1 protein-coding gene is annotated in these 286 nt (G+C 47.2%); it reads right to left on the bottom strand.

Features of this window, described 5'->3' with window-relative positions:
- Positions 1–286, bottom strand: a 286-nt coding sequence (locus HC026_RS12550) for a hypothetical protein (protein ID WP_168926226.1), incomplete at both ends; no start/stop codon positions are given.

The following is a 286-nucleotide window of genomic DNA, read 5'->3' on the forward strand; positions in this document are numbered from 1 at the left end:
AATGTTGGAATAACCATATCAGCTGGTCCAGTCAACTTAAAGTCCGTGGCAGCCACGTTCGTGGTGCCATCATAAACTTTATTGGCATCACTTAAAGTCACTTTAGCGCTGGCATTCGGCGTAACTGTCACCGTGCCATTAACTGCTGTAATCGCGTAGTTCTTGTTACCATCAGCTGGTAATTCAACTGTTGTTGTGTATCCACCTGCGTCGGCTTTCACATTATTGCTGATCGTGTACGCCACTGGCGTGCCAACGGCACCGTCTTGAACCGTTACTGTTTCTT

The sequence above is a fragment of the Secundilactobacillus angelensis genome (assembly GCF_012641075.1).
Classification (GTDB): domain Bacteria; phylum Bacillota; class Bacilli; order Lactobacillales; family Lactobacillaceae; genus Secundilactobacillus; species Secundilactobacillus angelensis.